This is a genomic window from Streptomyces sp. NPDC054956 (assembly GCF_053609185.1).
The window spans coordinates 1-3,636 of sequence record NZ_JBSGXB010000493.1 but is presented as its reverse complement, the minus strand read 5'-3'; the positions used below and the strand labels follow the sequence as shown (position 1 = coordinate 3,636).

Below are 3,636 nucleotides of genomic sequence, written 5' to 3'. Positions count from 1 at the left end.
CCGCCGGGGCGTCCGCCCGGCGGCCCGTCGGTGTGCGGGGCGTCAGTCCAGCAGGCGGTCGCGGAGCCGGCCGAGGGTCTCGGGCGCGAGTCCGAGGCCCTGCGAGAGGTAGCGATCCACCCCGCCCCACTCCTCGTCGATGGTCTCGAAGGCGGCCGTCAGGTACGGGGCGCGGGCGTCGAAGAGCGGAGCGAGCAGCTCCGACACCTCCGGGGTGCGCGGTTCGGCGGCGTCGCTGCCCCGGCGGACCCGGTAGCGGTTGTGGGGGGCGTTCGACTCCAGGTAGTCCGCGACGATCGCGTCGCGCTCCACGCCCAGCGCGAGCAGGGTGACGGCGATCGACAGGCCGGCCCGGTCCTTGCCGGCCGCGCAGTGCATGAGGGCGGGGACGCTGTCCTCGGCGAGGGCGTGCACGACCCGGCTGTGCTCGGCGGTGCGGGTCCTGATGATCGTGCGGTACGAGCGGGACATCCGCTCGACGCCCTTGCCGTCTCCCAGGATCTCGCGGAGCTGGGCGAGGTCCCCTTCACGGACCATCTTCCAGAACTCCCGGCCGTCGGCCGGGTCCGACAGAGGGATGTTGACGTTCCGTACGCCGGGGAGCTCCACGTCCGGACCCTCCAGCGCCTGATCGGCGCCGTTGCGGAAGTCGAAGACGGTGTGCAGCCCGAGCGAGGAGAGGAACTCTGCATCGGTTTCGGTGGCATGCGCCAGATGTCCGCTTCGAAACAGTCGTCCCGTCTTGACCCGCCGGCCGTCCGCGGTCGGCAAGCCGCCCACGTCACGGAAGTTGCGCACGCCGGCGAGGGTCGGCTCGGCGTGGGGGGTCTGGGGTATCCGCTGGGTCACAGGGGCTCCTCCGTGTCTTCGTTGTCTTCGTCGTCGGTGTCCGAATTACGCTACTTGTGGACAACTTGCCATAGCGAGAGGCGAGATCGGACATGTCCCAGTGAGCCAGATCATACGGTGACGGTGAGTGCCTGATCGCGAATGGCGAATTGCCTTGCCGGGGCGGTTGTTGAAGGTGCGGAATGGACGGAGGGTGACCGGAATTCCGGCGCCCCGTCATCTTCAAGATTCTGTTGGGGAATTCATGACTTGTTCCCCGTGGCCGGACTGGATTACGTTCGCGATCGATCCGGACGGACCGCCTAATCCTGCCGCCGACCGGAAACCGCACCCGACTATTCACGCGCGTTGGCAGGAGCGGGGGAACCAGGTAAGCCGCTGTTCCGGATCTCCGTCGAGATCTTTACAACGGGACAGCTCGGGGTGAAGCCGTACATGTGCTGTTCACCGGCACAAAGACGGCCGGACATCTCCAGTCCGAACCCGACAGCTCACCTCGCAGGCGTTCGGAGAGGAATTCGCCATGCCTGGAACGGGTAAGCACCGCCGTCCGAAGTCCCGCTCGATATCCCGCGGTTTCGCCGCCGCCGGCACCGGCGGCGCGGCCCTCGCGCTCCCGCTGCTCGGAGCCACCGGCGCCCACGCCGCGGGAGCCCCGGCCGCCGCGCCCGCCGCGGTCCCGGTCCAGGCCCCGCAGGTTCCGGCCTCGCTCCAGGCCGCGCCCGCCGCCCCGCAGGCCGCCCCCACCGTCTACACCGTGGTGCCCGGGGACTACCTCTCCAAGATCGCCGAGCGCCAGCACCTCACCGGCGGCTGGGAGCAGCTCTACGCGGACAACCGCGAGGCCGTCGGCTCCGACCCGTCGCTGATCCACCCGGGCCTCAAGCTGACGCTCGGCGCGAAGGGTGCCGCGCAGGCCGCTCCGAGCCAGGCGTCCGCGCCGGCCGGGAAGTCCTCCGCCGCGTCCGAGGCCCCGGCGTCCGCCGATGACGAGTCCGCCGACGCGTCCGCTTCGGGCGAGGGCGGCTCCGAGGAGGGCGCGGCCGAGGAGGCCCAGGCCCCGGTGGCGCCCGCCCCCAAGGCCCCCGCCAAGCAGCAGCAGGCCGCCCCGGCTTCGGCCGGGTTCGTCGCCCCGGTCGGCGGCGGCATGTCCACCGCGTACAAGGTCGCCGGCTCCATGTGGTCCAGCGGCTACCACACCGGTGTCGACTTCGCCGCGAGCACCGGCACCACCGTCAAGGCGGTCGGCGCGGGCACCGTCGTCTCCGCCGGCTGGGGCGGCGCCTACGGCAACGAGGTCGTCATCCGGCACGCGGACGGCAAGTACAGCCAGTACGCGCACCTCTCCCAGCTCAACGTCACCTCCGGCCAGAGCGTCACCGCCGGGCAGAGCGTCGGCCTCTCCGGCTCCACCGGCAACGTGACCGGCCCGCACCTCCACTTCGAGATCCGCACGGGGCCCTCGTACGGCTCGGACATCGACCCGCTGGCCTACCTGCGCTCCAAGGGCGTCAGCATCTGAGCCGTCCCTTAGGCTGCCCGTCCGGCCATTCGTGGATCTCGCCGTCGCGGGTCCGCGGGGCGGGGGACGAGGCGGCCGAGGGACGGGGTCCAGGGGATGAAGGTCACGGCGAGGGAGCTCAACCGCTCCACGCTCGCACGGCAGTTGCTGCTCGGGCGCGAGGCGATCGGGGTCGCCGACGGGATACGGCGGGTGGTCGCGCTCCAGGCGCAGCAGCCCGCCTCGCCGTACCTCGCCCTGTGGAACCGGCTCGCGGACTTCGACCCGGCCGAACTCGACGCCGCCTTCGCCGGCCACGAGGTGGTCAAGTCGACCTTGATGCGGATCACCCTGCACGCCGTGCACGGCGAGGACTTCCCGGTCTTCCGGGAGGCGGTGCAGCCGGCGGTGCGGGCGGCCCGGCTGGGCTCCCGGTTCACGGACTCGGGTCTGACCGCCGAGGACGCCGACGCGCTGGTACCGGAACTGCTGGCCTTCGTCGACCGCCCCCGTACGGCGGCGGAGTGCGAGCAGTGGCTGGAACGGAGACTGGGCGCACCGCCGCAGGCCGGCGCGTGGTGGGGGCTGCGGCAGTACGCGCCGCTGCTGCACGCGCCCACCGGGTCGCCGTGGTCGTTCGGACAGCGGCCCTCGTACGTGGCCTCCCGGTACGGGGCGACGCGGGCGGTGCCGGCCGATCCGGAGGCCTCCGGCGAGTCCCTGCGGACGCTCGTCGTGCGCTACCTGGAAGGCTTCGGCCCGGCGTCGGTGGCGGACGTGGCGCAGTTCGCGCTGGTCCAGCGGAGCCGGGTCCGCAAGGCGCTCTCGGAGGCCGAGGCCTCCGCCGGCCTCCAGCGGCTGGAAGGACCGGACGGCGAGGAGCTGTTCGACGTCCCGGGCGCACCCCGGCCGGACGGGGACGTGCCGGCGCCGCCCCGGCTGATGGCGATGTGGGACAGCGTCCTGCTGGCCTACTCCGACCGGGCCCGGATCATCCCGCCGCAGTACCGCAAGCACGTCACCCGGGTGAACGGGGACACGCTGGCGACCCTGCTCGTCGACGGACACGTCGCCGGCGTGTGGCGCCCGGCGGACGGGGGAGTGGAGGCCACGGCCTTCCACCCGCTGCCGGAGGAGGTCTGGGAGGCGCTCGCCGTCGAGGCCCGGTCGCTGACGGCCTTCCTCGCCGACCGCGAGCCGGAGGTCTACCGGCGGTACGGGCACTGGTGGAGCAAGCTGCCGAGCGCCGAGACCCGGCTGCTCGTCTGACGTCGGCGGGGCCGGGA

Annotated in this window: 3 protein-coding genes and 1 riboswitch; of the genes, 2 read left to right on the top strand and 1 reads right to left on the bottom strand. The window is 72.5% G+C overall.

Annotation, left to right across the window (positions count from 1 at the left end; translation table 11 throughout):
* Window positions 1-42 precede the first annotated feature (42 nt).
* A complete protein-coding gene (locus tag ACWGDE_RS37235) occupies window positions 43-849 on the bottom strand; it encodes a tyrosine-protein phosphatase (RefSeq protein WP_453393509.1) in 807 nt (268 codons plus the stop codon).
* Between the two features lie 322 nt (window positions 850-1,171).
* Window positions 1,172-1,368, top strand: a riboswitch (cyclic di-AMP (ydaO/yuaA leader).
* A gap of 4 nt (window positions 1,369-1,372) precedes the next feature.
* On the opposite strand from ACWGDE_RS37235, the gene ACWGDE_RS37230 reads away from it, so the two are divergent.
* The gene (locus tag ACWGDE_RS37230; protein WP_453393508.1) at window positions 1,373-2,371 is read left to right on the top strand and encodes a LysM peptidoglycan-binding domain-containing M23 family metallopeptidase; all 999 of its coding nucleotides are present in this window, start codon (window positions 1,373-1,375) and stop codon (window positions 2,369-2,371) included.
* Window positions 2,372-2,467: 96 nt separating this feature from the next.
* On the top strand, window positions 2,468-3,619 hold the full coding sequence (locus ACWGDE_RS37225; RefSeq protein WP_453393507.1) for a winged helix DNA-binding domain-containing protein: 1,152 nt from the start codon (window positions 2,468-2,470) through the stop codon (window positions 3,617-3,619).
* Window positions 3,620-3,636 lie beyond the last annotated feature (17 nt).

What these genes read in the sequence shown, in the direction of transcription:
- ACWGDE_RS37230 (WP_453393508.1), top strand. Translation starts at nt 1,373, where the DNA reads ATGCCTGGAACGGGTAAGCACCGCCGTCCGAAGTCCCGCTCGATATCC.
- ACWGDE_RS37225 (WP_453393507.1), top strand. Translation starts at nt 2,468, where the DNA reads ATGAAGGTCACGGCGAGGGAGCTCAACCGCTCCACGCTCGCACGGCAG.